This is a genomic window from Bosea sp. ANAM02 (assembly GCF_011764485.1).
GTDB lineage: Bacteria > Pseudomonadota > Alphaproteobacteria > Rhizobiales > Beijerinckiaceae > Allobosea.
On record NZ_AP022848.1, the window covers coordinates 474,278 to 492,553 of the forward strand.

13 protein-coding genes are annotated in these 18,276 nt (G+C 67.3%); 7 read left to right on the forward strand and 6 right to left on the reverse strand.

Annotated elements, in window-relative coordinates:
* The first annotated feature begins 65 nt into the window (after positions 1 to 65).
* The gene (locus tag OCUBac02_RS02325) at positions 66 to 728 is read left to right on the forward strand and encodes a GntR family transcriptional regulator (RefSeq protein WP_173043301.1); all 663 of its coding nucleotides are present in this window, start codon (positions 66 to 68) and stop codon (positions 726 to 728) included.
* Positions 729 to 887: 159 nt separating this feature from the next.
* On the opposite strand, the gene OCUBac02_RS02330 is transcribed toward OCUBac02_RS02325, so the two are convergent.
* On the reverse strand, positions 888 to 2,444 hold the full coding sequence (locus tag OCUBac02_RS02330) for an ABC transporter substrate-binding protein (protein WP_173043302.1): 1,557 nt from the start codon (positions 2,442 to 2,444) through the stop codon (positions 888 to 890).
* Positions 2,445 to 2,488: 44 nt separating this feature from the next.
* Positions 2,489 to 3,631 carry a C45 family autoproteolytic acyltransferase/hydolase gene (locus OCUBac02_RS02335; protein ID WP_173043303.1) on the reverse strand — a complete coding sequence of 381 codons (1,143 nt, stop codon included), beginning with the start codon at positions 3,629 to 3,631 and terminating at the stop codon, positions 2,489 to 2,491.
* A gap of 84 nt (positions 3,632 to 3,715) precedes the next feature.
* Here OCUBac02_RS02335 and OCUBac02_RS02340 point away from each other — a divergent pair, with 84 nt between their 5' ends.
* Both OCUBac02_RS02340 and OCUBac02_RS02345 read left to right on the forward strand, forming a co-directional pair.
* Positions 3,716 to 4,606 carry a GntR family transcriptional regulator gene (locus OCUBac02_RS02340; protein WP_173043304.1) on the forward strand — a complete coding sequence of 297 codons (891 nt, stop codon included), beginning with the start codon at positions 3,716 to 3,718 and terminating at the stop codon, positions 4,604 to 4,606.
* A gap of 107 nt (positions 4,607 to 4,713) precedes the next feature.
* Positions 4,714 to 5,964, forward strand: a complete 1,251-nt coding sequence (locus OCUBac02_RS02345; protein ID WP_173043305.1) for an aminopeptidase — start codon at positions 4,714 to 4,716, stop codon at positions 5,962 to 5,964.
* A 128-nt stretch (positions 5,965 to 6,092) separates the two neighbouring features.
* Here OCUBac02_RS02345 and OCUBac02_RS02350 read toward each other — a convergent pair whose 3' ends face one another.
* Entirely contained in the window at positions 6,093 to 7,130 is a 1,038-nt protein-coding gene (locus OCUBac02_RS02350; RefSeq protein WP_173043306.1) for a DmpA family aminopeptidase, read from the reverse strand.
* 27 nt (positions 7,131 to 7,157) lie between these two features.
* Positions 7,158 to 8,126, reverse strand: coding sequence for an ornithine cyclodeaminase family protein (locus OCUBac02_RS02355; RefSeq protein ID WP_173043307.1), 969 nt, complete (start codon positions 8,124 to 8,126; stop codon positions 7,158 to 7,160).
* A 205-nt stretch (positions 8,127 to 8,331) separates the two neighbouring features.
* Between OCUBac02_RS02355 and OCUBac02_RS02360 the strand changes: the two genes are divergently transcribed.
* Genes OCUBac02_RS02360 through OCUBac02_RS02375 form a run of 4 tightly spaced genes read left to right on the forward strand, consistent with a single transcriptional unit; the run spans position 8,332 to position 15,420 of the window.
* Positions 8,332 to 9,117: an IclR family transcriptional regulator gene (locus OCUBac02_RS02360; protein ID WP_173043308.1), complete on the forward strand. Its 786-nt coding sequence runs from the start codon at positions 8,332 to 8,334 to the stop codon at positions 9,115 to 9,117.
* Positions 9,114 to 12,962 carry a hydantoinase B/oxoprolinase family protein gene (locus tag OCUBac02_RS02365; protein ID WP_173043309.1) on the forward strand — a complete coding sequence of 1,283 codons (3,849 nt, stop codon included), beginning with the start codon at positions 9,114 to 9,116 and terminating at the stop codon, positions 12,960 to 12,962. The genes OCUBac02_RS02360 and OCUBac02_RS02365 overlap by 4 nt, the downstream gene beginning before the upstream one ends.
* A 54-nt stretch (positions 12,963 to 13,016) precedes the next feature.
* Positions 13,017 to 14,690 carry an OPT/YSL family transporter gene (locus OCUBac02_RS02370; RefSeq protein ID WP_047581434.1) on the forward strand — a complete coding sequence of 558 codons (1,674 nt, stop codon included), beginning with the start codon at positions 13,017 to 13,019 and terminating at the stop codon, positions 14,688 to 14,690.
* Between the two features lie 58 nt (positions 14,691 to 14,748).
* Positions 14,749 to 15,420 (forward strand): AroM family protein, encoded by a 672-nt coding sequence (locus tag OCUBac02_RS02375; protein ID WP_173043310.1) that lies wholly within the window; start codon positions 14,749 to 14,751, stop codon positions 15,418 to 15,420.
* Between the two features lie 227 nt (positions 15,421 to 15,647).
* Here the strand turns inward: OCUBac02_RS02375 and OCUBac02_RS02380 are convergent, their stop codons facing one another.
* Positions 15,648 to 16,553 (reverse strand): TorF family putative porin, encoded by a 906-nt coding sequence (locus tag OCUBac02_RS02380; protein WP_047581443.1) that lies wholly within the window; start codon positions 16,551 to 16,553, stop codon positions 15,648 to 15,650.
* A 210-nt stretch (positions 16,554 to 16,763) separates the two neighbouring features.
* Complete coding sequence (locus OCUBac02_RS02385) at positions 16,764 to 18,164, reverse strand: L,D-transpeptidase family protein (RefSeq protein WP_173043311.1); 1,401 nt, start codon at positions 18,162 to 18,164, stop codon at positions 16,764 to 16,766.
* Between the last annotated feature and the right edge of the window lie 112 nt (positions 18,165 to 18,276).

Consider the following 18,276-nt stretch of genomic DNA (forward strand, 5'->3'; position numbering starts at 1 on the left):
CATGGTATGGTTCGCCTCGCAACCATCTTCTTCCGTGCCGCGCGAATCCTGCTAGAGAACCCGTTATGACCGAGCGGAAACGCAAGAACACCGGCACGCGGCGCGCCATGCTCGCCAACGAGATCGCACAGGCGATCCGGCTGCGCGCGTTCCGGCCGGGCGAGTGGCTGCGCCAGATCGACCTCGAGGAGCGTTTCCAGGCGACGCGCTTCGACGTGCGCAGCGCGCTCGACGAGCTCGCCGTGCGCAAGACGATCGAGCATGTCCCGAACCGGGGCTATCGCGTCGCCGAGGTCGACCTGAAGACCTATGAGGAGATCCTGGCGACGCGCGTCATCCTGGAGCGGGCCACGGTGGAAGGCGTCGTCGCGCGGATCGACGCGACCGCGATCGCGCGGCTGGACGAACTCGCGGCGCAGTTCTCCGCGGCGGTCACGACCGGCAGCCGGACCGAACAGAGCGAGATCAACCGCGCCTTCCATCAATTCATGTATTCCTTCTGCGGCAACGCCGTGCTGGAGGAGATGATCTGGAGCCTGCGCGACCGCGGGCGCGGCTCGCAGATCACGGTGTGGAGTTCGCACGAACTGCTCCAGAAGAGCGATCGCGAGCATCGCGCGATGATGGCTGCCCTGAAGGCGCGCGACGCAGGAGCGCTGGCGGCGCTGATCGCGACGCATATCATCAAGGGTGCACCTGTCGGCCCAGCTCCGGTCGAGCCGGGCTGAGCCGCGTGAAACCCGGCCAGCGCGTCGGCAGGAGGGCGGCGCCGACCTGATCGCGGAGAAGGATCGGCGGCAGCTGTCAGCGGCGCGACTGCCGGTTCGAGCATGTTCTGGAGAAGGACATGCCCTGTTGTCGGATGCCGGAAGCGAGGAGAGCGGCGCTTACTCGCCGAGGCTGACTTCCCAGGCGCGGGGCAGCGACATCAGCGTCGAGGCATAGCCCTTGACCTTGGTGCTGGTGGCGCCGCCGACGATGCCGTTATAGAGCATCACCATCGGCACTTCCGCGAGGAAGCGCTTGTGCAGCTCGTCGAAGATCTTCTGGCGCTCGCCCTTGTCGGCGACGATCATCGACTTCTCGAGCAGGGCCTGGACCTCGGGATTGTCCCAAAGCTTGCGCGGCTGCTTGTCCTTCGGGCCGGTCATCGATTCGAAGCTCAGCGCCGGGTCCATGCGGCCGGAATAGGGGAAGGCCTGCATCTGGTAGGTGCCCTTGCTGTAGCGGTCGAGCTGCGTCGCCCATTCCAGCACCTCGATCTCGACATTGAGGCCGGCGGCCTTGAGCATCTGCTGCGCGATCACGGCCGCGTCGAAGCTCTGCGGATAGCGCTTGTTGGCAAGCATGACGATCTTCTCGCCCTTGTAGCCGGCCTCGGCGAGCAGCTTCTTCGCCGCGGTGGGATCGTATTTCCAGCCCTGCTTCTCGACGGGGCCGTGATAGGCGGAGAGCACCGGCACGATCGAGTTGTTGGGCGTGCCCAGCCCGTCCGTGACCGCCGCGACCAGCTCTTTGCCGTCGATCGCCGCGGCGATGGCCTGGCGCAGCTTGACGTTCTGGAGAACAGGGTCGCGGGTCTGCATGATCAGGCCGACGAGGCCCATGCTGGAGACCACCGAGGTGCGGATCTTGTCGTTCGCCTTCAGCTCGGCGATGTCGGAATTGGCGGCGTCGGGCAGGATGTCGATATCGCCGCGCACGAGGGCGGCATTCGCCGTCGCGCTGTCGGGGATGACGAGGAAGCGCACTTCGTCGACAAGAGGCTTCTTCGCGCCGGTCAGCCCGTCGATCTTGCCGGGCAGCGCGGCGTAGTCGGCGAAGCGTTCCAGGCGGATCGATTCACCGCGCTTCCACTCTGCGAACTTGAACGGCCCGGTCCCGACCGGCTTGTCGAAGGAGCCGTCGGCCTTGAGCGAATCCTTGTGCAGAATGCCGGTCATGGCACAGTCGGTGCGGGCGAGCGAGGCGAGGAAGAGCGCGCTCGCCTTGTCGAGATTGAAGACCACGGTGTTTGCGTCGGGCGCCGAGACCTTCTCGACCTTGACCTGGCCGCGGCCGTCGAATTCCGAGAGACAGCGCCACTCGGTCTTCGGGTCCATGTAGCGGTTCCAGCTCCAGAGAACGTCGGCCGAGGTCAGGGCCGCGCCGTTATGGAACTTCACGCCCTTGCGCAGCGTGAAGGTGTAGCTCTTGCCGTCCGGCGAGATGTCGATCTTCTCGGCCAGCAGCGGCTTGGGCAGGGAGTCCTCGCCATAGGCGACGAGGCCCTCGACCATCTGCAGGACGACGCCGTCCGTGTTGTGGTCGCGGTTGACGCCCGGATTGATCGAGCGGATGTCGGCGCGCAACTGGATCCTGAGCGTGCTTGCCTCTGCGGTCTGGACGAGCCCGCCGCACAGCAGCGCGGCGGCAAGGGCGGTGGTCCTGGTGGTTCGGCGCATCATGTTCCCCTGTTGTTTTTCGGTTGTGACGCGGTGCCGGCGATTTACTCGGCTGCTTGCGCGAGCAGCACGGGCTCCTCGGTCAGGCTGTAGCGGGTGAAGACGCGGTTCTGGGCCGGCAGCGGCGCGACCTCCATGATCCCTTTCGCCGGTTGCATGATCACCATGGCGACGGTGGCCGAGAGATTGCCGGCCTCGTTCGGGCGCACCGGGCGGCAGACCGAATGGGGCGTCAGGAAATCGTCGAAGAAGGCCTGCTTGAGATCGTCGACGGTCAGCTTGCGGCCGGCTTCGTCGAGCAGCTTGCGGACGCGCCAGTCGCGATAGAAGCTCTCCGGCACGCGCGGAATGCCGGTATCCCTGATCTTGGTCAGGGCGATCTGGCCGACCCAATGGTTGGCGTGCACGATCATGCCGTCCTGCGGGTAGAGCGGGAAAGCCTCGTCTGGGGCGCATTCGAAATCGATGCCGAAGCCCTTCACGGTCGAGAGCATCATGTTGTTCGAGCAGGCCTTCGGTGTGGTCGCCACGGCCTTGATCGCGAAGGCGAGATGCTCCTGCTCCAGCACCTTGCGGCGGATCAGGGCGAGCGGCACGCCTCCTTGCGTGAAATCACGCTCGGATTCGAGATAGTTCGCGGTGATCGAGATGCCGGCCGCGTTCATGCCGCAGCGGGCGAGGCCGCCGGCCTCGACGAAGGTCAGGAAATCCGGTCCATCGGTGCGGCGCACGCGCAGCACGATCGCGGTCTCCGCGCATTCGGCCTTCCAGTCCCAGTTCTGGCCGTGGATCAGTTCGCCCGAGGCGCTGCGCTCCGGCAGGATGATCGCGCCGGTGCAGCCGTCGTCGAGCTCCTCCTGGGCCTCGATCGGCTTGTTCTTGACGAGGCGAGCCTTGGCGATGACCTCGGTGCGGGCATTGACCATGACGATGTCTTCGAGCGCGACGCCGGCGCCATCGGCGATGCCGCGCATCTCCTCGATGTAATGCGCGCCGAAATGTTCGATCTCGCGCGCGAACTCGGTGATCAGGGCCGATTTCGCGGCGGCATCGTAGCCGAGCTCGCCGAGCTGGCCGCCATAGAGCTCGATCGAGCGCTTGACGCGCTGCGGCACGGCCGCGCCGTGCTGGCGCCCGCGCTCATAGGGCGTGCCGGACACATCGACGAAGGGGCAGGGCTGGACCATGGCGCATATCTTTCCGGTATGCTGGCGGGAGATCGTGCTGTAATGTATTTCATCAACAACTAAAACAATCAAGGGCCTTTCCCGATGGCGGCGCCGACCCGGCTGCAACAGGAGATCGCCGAACGCATCCTGCAGCTCGTGCGCGACGACGCGCTGGCGGCGGGTGCCTGGCTCAACGAGAACGCGACGGCGAAACGGCTCGGCGTGTCGCGCACACCCGTGCGCGCCGCGCTGGATCATCTCGCCGAGCAGGGCGTGGTACGCCGGCATCTCAACAAGGGTATCGAGCTGATCCAGCTTCCGGCGGCGAACGAGAGCGCCCGCCCGCCGGAGACGCTGGACCTCGCGATGGTCAGGCTGGCGCACGAGCGCGAGAACGGCCTGCTGCCGGACGAGGTCTCGGAGCTTGAGGTGATGCGACGCTACGAGCTCGGCCGGCCCGAGGCACAGAAGCTGCTCGCGCGCCTCGCCGATCTCGACATGGTCGAACGCAAGCCGGGCTATGGCTGGCGCTTCCTGCACGAGCCGCGCGACCAGCGCCTGCGCGACGAGAGCTACCGCTTCCGCCTGCTGATCGAGCCGATGGCGATGCTTGAGCCCGGCTTCCGGCTCGATCCCGGCTGGATCGCCGAGATGCGCACGCGGCATGTCGAGTCGCTCAAGCGGCCCTGGCGGGAAGCGTCCAGCATCGCCTTCTACGAGATGAATGCCGACTTTCACGAAGGGCTGGCCGCGGCCACCGGCAACCGCTTCTTCCATTCGGCGATGCGGCGTCAGAACCAGCTCCGGCGCCTGTCGAACTACGACTGGGACCAGGGCATGGAGCGCGTGCGGGTGAACTGCGCCGAGCATATGGCCATGCTCGACCATCTGGAGGCCGGCGAGAACGAGGTCGCCTCGGCATTGATGCGTAGCCATCTGATGCGCGCAAGCAAGCTCAAGCGGATGATCAGGGTGGAGGAGACGGGCCGCTGAAGCGCCTCAGCCCGCTCATTGGATGGCTGCCCTGTCGGCGAGACGGTTGACCCGGCGGCGATTTGGGCCAGCAATGGCGGCAATCCGAATCCGACAGGTCGAGTGCCATGACGATCCATCAGCCTCCGCAAGCCATCGATCCCGCCAAGCTCGACAAGCTGGCCGAGGTCGCCATCCGCGTCGGCCTCAATCTCCAGCCGGGGCAGGACCTGTTCCTGACCGCGCCGGTCGCGGCGCTGCCGCTGGTGCGCCGCATCGCCGAGCACGCCTACAAGGCCGGCGCCGGCATCGTCACGCCGATGCTGTCCGACGAGGAGGTGACGCTGGTGCGCTATCGCTTCGCGCCGGATGCGAGCTTCGACAAGGCGCCGGCCTGGCTCTACAAGGGCGTCGCCGAGGCGTTCTCGGCCAATACCGCGCGGCTCGCCATCGTCGGCGACAACCCGATGCTGCTGGCGAACGAGGACCCGGCCAAGGTCGGGCGTGCCAGCAAGGCCAATTCGCTGGCCTATCAGCCGGCGCTGGAGAAGATCGCCGGCTTCGACATCAACTGGAACATCCTGGCCTATCCGAGCGCGGCCTGGGCCCGGCAGGTGTTCCCGGACGATGCCGAGGAGGTCGCGGTCGGCAAGCTGGCGGAGGCGATCTTCTCGGCTTCGCGCATCGATCAGGCGGACCCTGTCGCGGCCTGGTCTGTGCATAACGCGGCGCTGCGGGCGCGCCGCGACTGGCTGAACGGCCAGCGCTTCGCCGCGCTGCATTTCACCGGGCCGGGAACCGACCTGACCGTGGGCCTAGCCGATGGCCATGACTGGCAGGGCGGCGCCTCGCCGGCCAGGAACGGCATCGTCTGTAATCCGAACATCCCGACCGAAGAGGTTTTCACGACCCCGCATGCGCGCCGGGTCGAGGGCCATGTCTCCAGCACCAAGCCGCTCTCCTATCAGGGCTCTTTGATCGACGAGATCCAGGTGCGCTTCGAAGGCGGGCGGATCGTCGAGGCCAAGGCCGCGCGCGGCGAGGCCGTGCTGAACAAGGTGCTCGACACCGACGAGGGCGCGCGCCGGCTCGGCGAGGTCGCGCTCGTGCCGAACTCCTCGCCGATCTCGAAGAGCGGCATCCTGTTCTACAACACGCTCTTCGACGAGAACGCGTCCTGCCATATCGCGCTCGGGCAGTGCTATTCGAAATGCTTCGTCGACGGCGCGAGCCTGACGCCAGAGCAGATCGCGGCGCAGGGCGGCAACAAGAGCCTGATCCATATCGACTGGATGATCGGCTCTGGCGCGGTCGATATCGACGGCGTGCATGCGGACGGCCGGCGTGTGCCGGTGTTCCGCAAAGGCGAGTGGGCCTGAGCGAGGGAGGCAGCGGACCTCTCCGTTATGGTCGGGCTTGTCCCGACTATCCACGTCCTCACTGGCTGAGCGTCGTGTTGAAGGCGCGGATGCTCGCCACAAGGGCGAGCATGACGGCGTATTGTTTTTCAGCCGGCGTTCGCCCTGAGCCAATCCCCCAGCGACGGGCGGCGATGCCCGTCGCGTCCGGTCGTGGCGGGCGCGGCGACCATCGCGTTGAGCACGGCTTCCTGCGTCGCCTCGGTAGCGGCGCGGAAGAGCGTGTCGATGCGGTTCTCGTTGAGGGCACGCAACGGCACGAGATCATCAGGCTGATCGTGATCGACGGGACAGGCCGTGGTGAAGGCGACGGCGATGTCGCCGCTGCCATTGCCCCAGAAGGCGCCGAGCCGGGCGAGGCCTGCGCCGCCGCGCCGCGCGATGCGCTGCAACTGGCGTGATTCCAGCTGCACATCGGTCGCGATGACCAGGATGACCGAGCCGCGCTCGGCCTGCGGCTTCGCCTCCGGCGGAACCGGGCGGCGGCCGTCGGGCAGGACGAGATCGCCGGCATTGCCGAAATTGGCCAGCGCCAGCAGGCCGAGCGTGTGCTCGACACCGTCGAGTTCGAAGCGGCGCGAGGCCGTGCCGATGCCGCCCTTGAAGCCGAAGGCGCTCATGCCGGTGCCGGCGCCGACGGCGCCTTCCGCGACGGGGCCTGAGGCCGCTGCATCGAGTGCGGCGAAGGCGTGGGCCTCGGTCAAAGCGCGGGCGCGGATGTCGGAGAGATAGCCGTCATTGCATTCGAGCACGACAGGATTGACCGTGCCGGTCTGCAGGCCGATGTCGGGATTATCAGCGAGCGCGCGGGTTACCAGCGCGTCGAAGCCGGTGCCGACGCTCAAGGTATTGCCGAGCAGGAGCGGCGTCTCGATCTGGCCGAGTTCGGCGAGCTGCATCAGCCCGGCGCTCTTGCCGAAGCCGTTGATGATGTCGACCGCGGCGCGCACCTTCCGGCGGAACAGGTTGCCGTCATGCGGCAGCAGGGCGGTGAAGCCGGTGCGGAGATCGCCTTCGTTCAGGGTGAAATGGCCGAGCTTGACGCCGGGCACGTCGGTGATCGCGTTGAGGGGACCGGGCTGCTGGATGCCGCAGGTGAGGCCGAAATCGCGAAGGCGCTGGGTCATAGCATGGTCCGGTAAGGCGAGGCTGGATCAGCGCGGCAGGCTCGTGCCGAGCCCCTGCGCGCGGGCTTTCTCGACGACGAGATGGGCGAGCGCGAGATCGGCTAGCGCGACGCCGCGGAAGCAGAAGAAGGAGCGCCCGGTCGGCGCGGTCGGGTGCGGGGCGGCGGCCAGCTCCGTCATGTCATGGCCGAAGCTGACGGTCGTGACCGGATTGCCCGCAGCGTCGTAAGGCGCGCGCGACTGTTCGAGGCTATCGGTCGCCAGCACGTCGAAGGCGGGCAGCGTTTCGGGCAGCCAGCTCCGGCCGGTGTCGACCGCGGCGGCGAAGGCGATGGGCTTCAGGCGCCGTGCGTCGAGAAAGGGCGCCATGCCGGGGCCGCCCGGCACCATCGAGATCACGATATCGCTCTGCGCTAGCAGGGCGTCGGCATCATCAAGCACCTGCGCCGTGAGACCGGCCACGCGCGCCGCTTCCGCGAGCCGTTCGGCCGAGGCACGGCTGCGGCTGATAGCCAGAGCCGTCGTCAGGCCGGGATAGAGCGCGCGGAAGGCGGCAAGATGGGCATGGGCCTGCAAGCCGCAGCCGACGAAGCCGATAGTGCGGGGCGCGGGCGGTGCGAGGCGTGAAGCGGCGGCGGCGGTGATTGCGGCCGTGCGGATCAGCGTGATCTCGTCGCCGTCGAGGATCGCGCGCGGCATGCCCGTCGCATAGTCGTTCACGCAGATCAGCGCGCTGACGGCGGGCAGCGAAGAGCCTGCCGCGACCGGCGCCATCGCGACCCATTTCACCGTGGCGATCTGCTGGGCGGATGAGGCGGCCGTCATGGCCTGGAAGCCGTGGCCTGGCCCGAGCATCAGCGCCGTCTTCGGGATGCTCCGGTTCAGCCCGGCGGCATGGTCGCGAAAGCCCTGCAGCACGGCCTCGCGCGCTTCGTGGGGCGAGATCGCCAGCGCCCGGACGTCGTCGCGCGAAAGATACAGAAGGCCGTCGCTCATCCGATGATCTCCATGGCGGCTCCAAGATCGGAACTGACAAGGAAGCCGGGATACAGCCAAGGGAAACCGGCGTCGAGGCACCCGTTTCTCGCTCACCTTACGGAAGGTGCTTGCGGTCACAGGATTGACATCTTTGTTAACTCGCGTATTTTCCCTTTTACTGCAACTCAAGTTCCAAAAAATGGAACTCTAAGGATCAGCCGCGATGTCCATCCTGTCATCGGCCGTGGATGTGCTTCGCTGTTTTTCCAGCACGCGCCACGACGTGACGGTGACGGATCTGGTCACGTTGCTGGGCATGCCGAAGAGCAATGCCTCGCGCCTGCTCAGGGCGATGCGCGACGAGGGGCTGCTGGAGACCGTCGGCGAGAGCAAGCGTTATCGGCCCTCGCTTCTGCTCAACCAGGTCGGCCATCTCTATCGCTTTGCGGCATCGCTGATCGACCGCGCCGATGCCGTGGTCGGCGATATCTCGGACCGGATCGGCCATACCGGCTATGTCAGCGTCCGCCGCGGCACGGATATCGTCGCGGTCACCGCCCATCCCGGTCGCCATGCGCTGAGGGTCGTCACCTCGATCGGTGATCGCATTCCGGCTTTCGCCTCCAGCACCGGCCGGGCCCTGCTCGCCCGCCTGCCCGACGATCAGGTCAGCGCTCTCTATCCGGCCGGCTTCACCCCGCCCTCCGAGACCGCGCCGCGCGACCTGAGCGACCTGCTCGATCGCCTGGCGCAGATCCGTGAGGAAGGCTTCGCCGAATCCCGCGACGAGGCGGTGCGCGGCGTGCGCGCGCTCTCGGTCGCCGTCGGCGATCCCGCGACCGGCGACGAGGTCGCGCTCTGCCTGTCCTTTCCCGCTGCGACGGTCGAGCCGGCCGAGCGGATCGCCATCATCCGTTCGCTGGGAGAGGGCGCCGCCGGGATCGCGGCCCTGACCCATGACAACCGCTTCTGCCCCTTGAACCTTTCAATCGCGGAGACCGCTCCATGAGCAATCGTTGGCGTATCGGCTTCGACATCGGCGGCACCTTCACAGACTTCATCCTGTACGATTCGCAGGAGCGTTCGGTCCGGCTGCACAAGCGCCTGACCACGCCGCACGACCCCTCCGAGGCGGCGCTGATCGGCCTCGGCGAACTCACCGAAATGGCCGGGATCACGCTGGCCGATGTCGGCGATATCGTCCATGGCACGACGCTGGTCACCAATGCCGTGATCGAGCGCAAGGGCTCCAAGCTCGGCCTGATCACCACCAGGGGTTTCCGCGACATCCTCGAAATGGGGACGGAGCAGCGCTACGACATCTACGACCTGTTCCTGACCTTCCCCGATCCGCTGGTCTCGCGCGAGCATCGCCTCGAAGTGACCGAGCGTATCGACCGCGACGGCCAGGTCGTAACCGCGCTCGATGCGGAAGCCGTGCGCAAGGCCGCCCGCGAGCTGGAAGCCGCCGGTTGCGAGGCGATCGCAGTCTGTTTCCTCAACAGCTACCGCAACCCGGCGCATGAGCAGGAAACCGGCAGGATCGTCCGCGAGACCTGCCCGGATTTGACCGTCTCGCTGTCGAGCGAGGTCGTAGCCGAGATCTGGGAATACCAGCGCTTCGTCACCACCGCCGCGAACGCTTATGTCCAGCCACTGATGCGCCGCTACCTTCACCGGCTGGAGCGCGAGCTGGCGGCGCGCGCCTTCACCGGCGCGCTCCGGCTGATGCATTCGGCCGGCGGCCTCGTCTCCCCCGAGACGGCGCGCACCTTCCCGATCCGCCTGCTCGAGAGCGGCCCGGCCGGCGGCGGCCTCGCCACGGCCCTGTTCGGCGAGCTCGCCGGCCATAAGGACGTGATCTCCTTCGACATGGGCGGCACCACCGCCAAGGCCTGCATGATCGAGGACGGCCGCGCCGAGATCGCGCCGATGCTGGAGGCCGGCCGCGTCAACCGCTTCGCCAAGGGCTCCGGCCTGCCGATCAAGGCGCCCGTCATCGACATGATCGAGATCGGTGCCGGCGGCGGCTCGATCGCCGCGATCGACGAGGTCGGCCTGCTTAAGGTCGGTCCGCATTCGGCCGGCTCCGACCCGGGCCCGGCCTGCTACGGCATGGGCGGCACCAAGCCGACCGTGACCGACGCCAATCTCGTGCTCGGCTATTACGATCCCGGCTTCTTCCTGGGTGGACGCATGGCGCTCGACCTTGAGGCGGCGCGCAAGGCCGTCTCGACGGTTGCCGCGCCGCTCGGTCTCTCGATCGAGGAAGCCGCCTGGGGCATCCACAAGGTCGTGGTCGAGAGCATGGGTGCGGCTGCCCGCGTCCATCTCGTCGAGAAGGGCAAGGACCCCCGCCACTACGCGATGGTCGGCTTCGGCGGGGCTGGCCCGGCCCATGCCGTCGACGTCGCCCGCGTGCTCGGCGTCAGGCAGGTCATCATCCCGCCGGCTTCCGGAGCGGCTTCCGCGCTCGGCTTCCTCGCGGCGCCGCTCTCCTTCGACATGGTGCGCTCGCTGCCGGTCGAGTTCTCCGAGGGCTTCGACGCGGCTTCCGTGAATGCCGTGCTCCGCGATCTCGAGGTCGAGGGCCGCAAGCACCTGACCGAGGCCGGCGTGAAGCCCGGCGACGTCACGGTCGAGCGCACGGCCGATATGCGCCTCGTCGGCCAGATGCACGACATCTCCGTGCCGCTTCCGGCCGGGACGATCGATGCGTCGAGCCTGGAGGCCATCCGCGCGGCGTTCAGCAAGGCCTATTCCGCCCGCTACACCTCGGTCTATGAGGGTGCCAGGCTGGAGGCGATCAACTTCCGCGTCCGCTGCGCCGGCCCGGTGCCGACGCTCTCGCTTTCCGGCGCGGCCGGCGGCGGCGACGCCACGAACAAGGTCAAAGGCACCCGCAAGGCCTGGTTCGAAGGAGGCTGGAGCGAGGCCTCGGTCTATGACCGCTATGCGCTGCGCTCGGGCGACACCGTCCAGGGTCCGGCGATCATCGAGGAGCGCGAATCGACCACGATCGTACCGCCCGGCGACAGCGTCAGCATCGACGACGTCCTGAACCTCATCGTTCATGTCGCCCAGCCCAACGCGGCCGAGACGACGATCACCGCCGACATGCCGCTGGCCGAGGCCGCGCGCCGGATCGAGGCCGATCCGATCTCGCTGGAGATCATGTGGAGCCGGATGATCAACGTCGTCGAGGAGATGTGGCTGACGGTGTGCCGCACCGCATTCTCGCTGGTGATCTCGGAGGCTCAGGATTTCGCCTGCGAACTGCTCGACCCGGAAGGCGAGACGCTGGCGCATTCGCCCCGCGCCATGCCGGTGTTCAACCTGACGCTGCCGCGCGCGGTCAAGGCGCTGCTGAAGCGCTATCCGGCGCAGACGCTGAAGCCCGGCGATGTGCTCATCACCAACGATCCCTGGCTCTGCGCCGGCCATCTCTTCGATATCGCGGTGGTCACGCCGGTCTTCCTCGGGGAGCGTGTCGTCGGCCTGATGGGCACGGTCGGCCATGTCTCGGATATCGGCGGCACCAAGGATTCGCTCCGGGCTCGCGAGATCTACGAGGAAGGCTTCCAGATCCCGCCGATGAAGCTCTACGAGGCCGGCCGGATCAACGAGACGCTGGTGCGCCTGCTCGGGGAGAACGTGCGCAATTCCGAGCAGGTTCTCGGCGACCTCCACTCCTTCGTCGCGGCCAATGCGATCGGCGCCGAGCGGCTGCAGTCCTTCCTCACAGATTACGGCATGCAGGACCTCCGGGCGCTCGCCCATGTCGTGCAGAGCCGCTCGGAGAAGGCGATGCGCGAGGCCATCCGCGCGCTTCCGGACGGCACCTATCACGGCACGGTCTCGAACAACCCGCTGGGCACGCCGATGCACTATCCGCTGGCGCTGACGGTGAAGGACGACACGATCCATCTCGACTTCGCCGGCGCCCCGCCGCAACTGCCGCAGGGCGGGCTGAACTGCACGCTCAACTACACGATGGCGCATGCGACCTATCCGCTGAAATGCATGCTGACGCCGTCCGTGCGCGGCAATGCCGGCTGCTACCGCGCCTTCTCGGTCGATGCGCCAGAGGGCTCGATCCTGAACTGCGACAAGCCGCTGGCGGTGAACCTGCGGACCCGCACCGGCTGGTATCTGGCGCCGAACATCTTCCGCGCCTTGTCCAAGGCGGCGCCGAAGCAGGTCCAGGCCTTCACCGGCCTTCCCGTCGCGGCGAGCGTCTATGGCCGCGACGCCGCCGGCGACACCTATTCCGACATGCTCTTCTGCGGTGGCGGCCAGGGCGGCTCGGCCCAGGGCGACGGTAAGTCGGGCCTGCTCTACCCGACTTCCGCCGCGAACACCTCGATCGAGACCTTCGAATCGCGGGTGCCGGTGCTGGTGGTCGAGAAGGCCTATCTCACGGACTCGGGCGGCGCCGGCCAGCATCGCGGCGGCCTCGGCCAGCGCGTGCGCCTGCGCAAGCTCTCGGATGACGGGTTGCCGACGCTGGTCTCGCTCTATCCGGAGGGGGTCGACAACCCGATTCTCGGCCTGTTCGGCGGCAAGGCCGGCGGCGGGGCGTCCGGCCGGGTCATCGACGAGCAGGGCCATGTCCTCAGGGATGTCGGCACCGGCGATCTCGTCCAGGTCCGGCAGTCGCATGAGATCGTCGAGCTCGTGCTCGCGGGCGGTGCCGGCTACGGCCCGGCCTCCGAGCGCTCGCGGGATGCCATCGCGCGCGACATCGCGCTCGGGCTGGTCTCACCGGACGCCGCCAGGCGCGATTACGGCGTGCAGGGCGCGCATGCCACGCAGGATGTCGGCGAGGCCAAGGCCGGCATCCTGGTTGCCTGAGCGGCAGGGGCCACAACGCAAACGCCCGGCAAGGGCCATAGAGGGGACTGAGGCATGACCAATCCAAACGAGGGGGTGCCTCAGAAGCACCCCAGTCTGTTCGAGCCGGCGACGCTCGCGCTCATCGCCGTGCTCTGCGTCTTCGGCGCGATCATCGGGATGCAGCTTCTGGTGTCGCTCGGCATCACCGCCAATACCTCGCTGATCGGCGCGCTCGCCGCCATGGCGCTGGCGCGCGTGCCGCTCGCGATCTTCGCGCGCTACCGCTCGATCCATGTGCAGAACCTGGCCCAGAGCGCGATCTCCTCGGCCACGTTCGGCGCGGCGAACAGCCTGCTCCTGCCGGTCGGCATCCCGTGGCTGCTCGGCCGGCCGGACCTCGTGCTGCCGATGCTGGCGGGCGCCTTCTTCGCGATGCTGCTCGACGGCTACCTGCTCTACCGGATGTTCGATTCCCGCGTCTTCCCGGCGACGGGCGCCTGGCCGCCCGGCGTGGCCGCCGCCGAGGCGATCAAGGCCGGCGACGAGGGCGGCCGCAAGGCGGTTCTGATGGGCGTCGGATTCGGTACCGCCATCCTGACCGGCTTCATCAAGATCCCGCTGGCCTGGATCGGCTTCGCCGGCTCGACCGCCGTCTCGAGCATTCCGATGTCCGCCTTCGGCGTCGCCTTCATCGGCAATATCTGGGCGCTGGCCATGTTCGGCATCGGCCTGCTGCTGCGCGGCTATTCCGGCCAGCTCTTCGGCGGTCCGCTCTTCGAGACGATCATCCCGAAGGGCGACCTGATGGCGGCCTATATCCCGCATGGCTTCATGATCGGCGCCGGGCTCGTCGCCCTCCTCCAGGTCGGCATCCTGCTCTTCCGCCGCGGCGAGGCGCAGAAGCGGGCCGAGGCCGCGTCCGGCACGACCGATGCCGAGGTGAAGCGGGCGCTCGGGCTCGGCACGGTCGGCTACCTCGTCATCGCGGTCTTCCTTGCCGTGGTCGGCGGGCTGATGACCGACATGTCGGTGGGCATGCTCATCCTGTTCGTGCTCTACGCCGCCTTCGCGGCCTACGTGCATGAATTGATCGTCGGCCTCGCCGCGATGCATTCCGGCTGGTTCCCGGCCTTCGCGGTGGCGCTGATCACGCTGATCATCGGCATGCTCCTGGGCTTTCCGATGCCGGCGCTGGCGCTGCTCGTCGGCTTCTCGGCCGCGACCGGCCCGGCCTTCGCCGATATGGGCTATGACCTCAAGGCCGGCTATCTGCTGCGTGGCAACGGCGCCGACCCCGCCTTCGAGCGCGAGGGCCGCCGCCAGCAGCTCTTCGCCGCGATGTTCGCCTTCGTCGTGGCGGGCGCGGTCGTGCTGGTCTCCTACCAGTCCTTCTTCGACCGGAACCTCGTGGCGCCGGTCGACAAGGTCTATGCCGCGACGATCAAGGCCGGCGTGGCTGATGGCGTGGCCTGGCAGCTCTTCCTCTGGGCGATCCCGGGCGCGATCCTGCAGTTCATCGGCGGGCCGAAGCGGCAGATCGGCGTCCTCTTCGCCACCGGCCTCCTGATCAACTTCCCGATGGCGGGCTGGGCGGTGCTCGCCGGCATCCTCTGCCGGATCGTCTGGGAGAAGCTGCGCGGCGCGAGCGGCGAGGGCGACATGGAGGTCTTCGCTGCCGGCGTCATCGCGGGCGATGCGATCTTCTCCTTCTTCGACTCCGTCTCGAAGAACTTCTGGAAGCGCTGAACGAGGCAGGCTCCGACGGTCACGCCGGGGCCTTTCCTTTGAGGGGAAGGATATCGCCATGGGCAAGCTGGGAACCCTGACCATCGGCCAGGCGCCGCGCGCCGACATCACGCCGATCCTCGACGACGTGCTGGACGCGCGCCTGCCGCGTCGCCATGCCGGCGTTCTGGATGGCCTGAGCCGGGCCGAGATCGAGCGCGGTTTCGCGGCCGAGCCCGGCAAGCCCATGCTGATCACGAAGCTGCTCGACGGCAGCGCGGTCGTGATCGATCGCGCCCGCACCGAGGCGGCAGCGCAAGCCAAGCTTGCGATGCTGGAGGCGGAAGGTTGCTCGACGATCCTGATGCTCTGCACCGGGCATTTCGAGAGCCTAAGGACAGAGACGGCGCTACTGGTCGAGCCGGATCGCATCCTGCCACCGACAGTGGCTGCGCTGGTGCAGGGGGCCCAGCTCGGCATCCTCGTGCCGCTGGCGGAGCAGATCGCTTCGGAGGCCGGGAAATGGGGCCCGCTCGGCCGCGCCCCGCTTTATGCCGCCGCCTCGCCCTATGGTGGGGACGGGGCCTCTGTATCCGAGTCCGCGCGCGATCTCGCCGGACGCGGAGCGCAGGTGCTGCTGATGGACTGCATGGGCTTCGTCGAGCGCCATCGCCGCGAGGCAGCGGTCGCCGGCCTGCCGGTCATCCTCTCCAACAGCCTGATCGCGAAACTGGTCTCCGAGATCGCCTGAGGGACGGGTGCTTGGCTGGAAACAGAAAGGCCGCCTCGGGGCGGCTTTTCCTTCGGCGGGTGCCAGGTCTTCTCGGAACCACGCCGTCATCCCGGGCTTGCCTCGGATCCATCGGAGGGCTCCGGATCTCTACGATGGATCCCGGATCGGCGCCGCTTCGCGGCTTGTCCGGGATGACGCGGTGGTTCGGTGCAAGATCAGCAGGCTTTGGCAGATGTGTTTCGACCTCACTTCGGCGCGAAGATACCGACGCTGCTCGCGGTGATGTCGAAGGAGAGTGTTGCGACGACGGCCGCGCCGCACCATTTCGAACGGCCGCTGCCCGTCGTGATGCCGCGCGGATCGGCCGTGAGCGCGAAGCATTCGGTCTTCGACAGGTCGGTGTCGTGATAGCGGACATCCGCTGTGACGTTCTTCCATGTGTAGGAAACGCCGGCATTCCAGTAATTGTAATCCGGCAGGTTCGTCGGCGGCACCGTCGACCAGATCGCGAGATTGGTGGTTCCGAGCCAGTAATGGCCGAATTCGCCGGAGACCGAGAGCCCTTCGAGAAATGGCAGGTTGTACTTGGCGGTCACCGAGGCATAGGTGCCGCTCGCGCCGGTGCCGAGCCAGTCCCAGGCGTGGAAGACGTTGGCGCCGAGCGTCAGGCTCTCCGCGAAGGTATAGGAAACCTTGCCGTAGACCTCGGTATAATCCGTATTCTTCGGCGTCCAGAACGCGCCGGCGGCGTCGATGAATTGCTTTTCGCTGGGGTAATAGTACTGCATCACGCCGAGATCGAAGGCGAGATCGCCGAATTTCGGCCGGATGCCGGCATAGAAGTCGATCTCCGCATCGGGACGGGTGGCGAGATCGACGCTGGCGCCGTAGACGCCGATATAGAACAGGTTGTTGTAGATCTGCAGCTCGGCGCCGCCACCGATGCCGGGCTTGCGGTCGGTTTGCGAGATGCCGCGGAAATTATAGTCGGTCTGGGCCTTCACATTGACGGCAATGTCAAACCAGGTGATCGCCGGGACGACCGGAATCGGCGGCGCACCCTTCTTGCCGGGCAGGTCGGAGGCCTGGACCCCGCCGATACCGGCAGCCATGGCCAGGCCGAAAATCGAGGAACGGAAGAGATCGGGCATCTGTATGAACCCCTCGCCGCGCAATGATCGCGCTGCAGCGCATCAAGCAGGCGTGGCCGCTTTGCCGGCAAGGCGAGCTTTTGGGCGGAGGCGCACAGCCAAAAAGCAAAGGCCCCCGAAACGAGGGTCTTCGCGCCTGCAAAAAAGGCAGCCGATATTATCCGGCGTTCTGCGACAATTTTGTCACGAAAATCGAGGCGGATTTCCCGTTTACCGCTGCGCCGGCTGGCTGGCATAGGCTGCCGTCGACCGATCCAAGCTCGATGTCCTGAGACCGCTGGCGCGGCGCGGGGGCAGCGGGGCGTTCGTGGTCGTCGGGGAAGTCGGAACGATCGAGACGACCGGCGCCGCAGCCGTGGCCACGCCCTGGTCGGCACTGCCGCCGAAGACCGGCATGAAGCTGAGCGCGCGCTGCAGGAACGGCTTGTCCTCGGCCGGAGCGGCCGGGACGACCGGGGTCGAGGAGGCGCTTGCGAGCACCGGCGCCTGCCGGGTATCGCCCGGAGCGACCTTGGCGAGCTGCGTGGCGGCAGGTGCGACGGCAGGCTTGGCTTCCACCTTGACCGGTTCTTCGACCGGCGCAGCGGCGACGGCGGCCAGGACGGCGTCATTGTCGGCGGAGGCGGCGCGCACGGTTGCCCTGGCCTTGCCCGCGTTGTCGAGCACGACGACGCGCGGGCCAAGCGCGAGCGCATCCTGGCGGCTGATGCCGACATCGCGGGAGGCCCAGGAAGCCGAGCGGTTCAGGGCATCGGCGCCGCTGGAGGCGAGCGCACGCTTGAAAGACGCGTGCTGGTCGCCGTCGTCATAGATCAGCTTGATCGCGGGCGTGCCCTTGGCGACGAGCGCGGCGACCTGGACCTCGTCCTCGCGGCGCTTTTCCGCGACGGCGGCCGGAGCCTGGCCGCCATTGAAGACATAGCGGCCGCCGGCGACGGACACGGCCGGCTCGTCCCTGGTGACCTCGAAATAATCCGAGCCTTCCTTGAGGTTCTTCCAGAAGGCGATGTTCGGGTCGAGCCGGTGCTTGGCCAGGTTCTGCGCGGTCATCCGGAAGGGATAGGCCTGCATCTGCACGGCGCGCTGGCCGGCGTTCTGGGCCTCGCGCACCAGGGCGTAGATCTCGCCGATCTGGTCGTCGGTCATCGAATAGCAGCCGGCCGAGGAGCAGGCGCCGTGCACCATCAGATGCGCGCCGGTGCGGCCATAGGAGCGGTCATAGGCGTTGGGATAGCCCATGTTGAACGAGACGTAATAGGACGAGTTCGGGTTCATCTGCTGCGGTGCGATGGCATAGAAGCCCTCCGGCGCCATGCGATCGCCCTCGCGGATCTTCGGGCCGAGCTGGCCGGACCAGCGGCACATCGGATAGGTCTTCAGCAGCGCGTATTGCCCGTCGGCCTTGCGCTTCCAGACCTCGAGCTCCGATTCCTTCTTGTAGGAGCGGATCAGGATCGGCTGGTCCTTGCTCATGCCCTTTTCGGACATCAGCGCGTAGGTCGCGTTCGGGATCGGGATGTTGTGCCGGGCGGAGCCGCGATAACGGTCCTCTTCGCAGGCAGCCAGGGTCAATGCAACAAAAGCCACGAGCGCGAGTTGCTTGATTGCCACGTCGTCAATCCCATCGAACGGCAGGCCGGGGCGCGACCTTTGACTTCGCAAGACGGCCAAATTGTGCCCGTCGACTCGTTTTAGATGCGTTAGGCTTGAGGGTTCCTTACCA

Bases quoted from the DNA above. Each gene is read 5' to 3' on its own strand.
- OCUBac02_RS02325 (WP_173043301.1), top strand. From the start codon at position 66: ATGACCGAGCGGAAACGCAAGAACACCGGCACGCGGCGCGCCATGCTC.
- OCUBac02_RS02330 (WP_173043302.1), bottom strand. From the start codon at position 2,444: ATGCGCCGAACCACCAGGACCACCGCCCTTGCCGCCGCGCTGCTGTGC.
- OCUBac02_RS02335 (WP_173043303.1), bottom strand. From the start codon at position 3,631: ATGGTCCAGCCCTGCCCCTTCGTCGATGTGTCCGGCACGCCCTATGAG.
- OCUBac02_RS02340 (WP_173043304.1), top strand. From the start codon at position 3,716: ATGGCGGCGCCGACCCGGCTGCAACAGGAGATCGCCGAACGCATCCTG.
- OCUBac02_RS02345 (WP_173043305.1), top strand. From the start codon at position 4,714: ATGACGATCCATCAGCCTCCGCAAGCCATCGATCCCGCCAAGCTCGAC.
- OCUBac02_RS02350 (WP_173043306.1), bottom strand. From the start codon at position 7,130: ATGACCCAGCGCCTTCGCGATTTCGGCCTCACCTGCGGCATCCAGCAG.
- OCUBac02_RS02355 (WP_173043307.1), bottom strand. From the start codon at position 8,126: ATGAGCGACGGCCTTCTGTATCTTTCGCGCGACGACGTCCGGGCGCTG.
- OCUBac02_RS02360 (WP_173043308.1), top strand. From the start codon at position 8,332: ATGTCCATCCTGTCATCGGCCGTGGATGTGCTTCGCTGTTTTTCCAGC.
- OCUBac02_RS02365 (WP_173043309.1), top strand. From the start codon at position 9,114: ATGAGCAATCGTTGGCGTATCGGCTTCGACATCGGCGGCACCTTCACA.
- OCUBac02_RS02370 (WP_047581434.1), top strand. From the start codon at position 13,017: ATGACCAATCCAAACGAGGGGGTGCCTCAGAAGCACCCCAGTCTGTTC.
- OCUBac02_RS02375 (WP_173043310.1), top strand. From the start codon at position 14,749: ATGGGCAAGCTGGGAACCCTGACCATCGGCCAGGCGCCGCGCGCCGAC.
- OCUBac02_RS02380 (WP_047581443.1), bottom strand. From the start codon at position 16,553: ATGCCCGATCTCTTCCGTTCCTCGATTTTCGGCCTGGCCATGGCTGCC.